We start from the raw sequence: 718 nt of genomic DNA, 5'->3' as shown, positions 1-718 counted from the left end.
GGCTGCACGGTGCACCTGGTCGACTCCGGGGTGGACACCGGCCCGGTGATCGCCCAGCGCGCCGTCGACGTGCTCGCCGACGACTCCGAGGCCACCCTCCACGAACGAATCAAGATCGTCGAGCGCGAGCTGCTCGTCGACGTCCTCTCGGCCGCCGCCAGTGGCCGACTCCACATCGAAGGTCGAAAGGTGCACCGATCGTGACCTCCCAGCCGGACAACTCCCGCAGGCCCGTACGCCGCGCCCTCATCAGCGTCTACGACAAGACCGGCCTGGAGGACCTCGCCCGTGGCCTGGCCGACGCCGGGGTCGAGATCGTCTCCACCGGGTCCACCGCGCAGCGGATCGCCGACGCCGGGGTCGCCGTGACGCCGGTCGACGCGCTGACCGGGTTCCCGGAGTGCCTCGAGGGTCGGGTCAAGACCCTGCACCCGCGGGTCCACGCCGGCATCCTGGCGGACACCCGCAAGCCCGAGCACCTCGAGCAGATCGCGGGCCTGGGCGTGGAGACGTTCGAGCTCGTCGTCGTCAACCTCTATCCCTTCACCGCCACCGTCGCCTCCGGCGCGGACTACGACGCCTGCGTCGAGCAGATCGACATCGGCGGACCGTCCATGGTCCGCGCGGCCGCCAAGAACCACCCGTCGGTCGCCGTGCTCGTCGACCCGGCCGGGTACGGCGAGGCGCTGGACGCCGTGGCCGCGGGCGGGTTCCCGCT

General features: G+C 72.0%; 1 protein-coding gene and 1 pseudogene. Both read left to right on the top strand.

Going from position 1 to position 718, the window contains the following annotated elements; genetic code table 11:
- The coding region (locus B4M60_RS01800; RefSeq protein WP_291079727.1) for a formyltransferase family protein at positions 1-204 on the top strand (204 nt) is incomplete at its 5' end.
- Positions 201-718 (top strand): annotated as a pseudogene (gene purH, locus B4M60_RS01795) (bifunctional phosphoribosylaminoimidazolecarboxamide formyltransferase/IMP cyclohydrolase); the annotation flags it as partial. The gene B4M60_RS01800 and the pseudogene purH, both read left to right, overlap by 4 nt.

Source organism: Dietzia sp. UBA5065 (assembly GCA_002415925.1).
Lineage (GTDB): Bacteria > Actinomycetota > Actinomycetes > Mycobacteriales > Mycobacteriaceae > Dietzia.
Note: the sequence above shows the minus strand (reverse complement) of the source record. Positions and strands in the feature narration are given on the sequence as shown.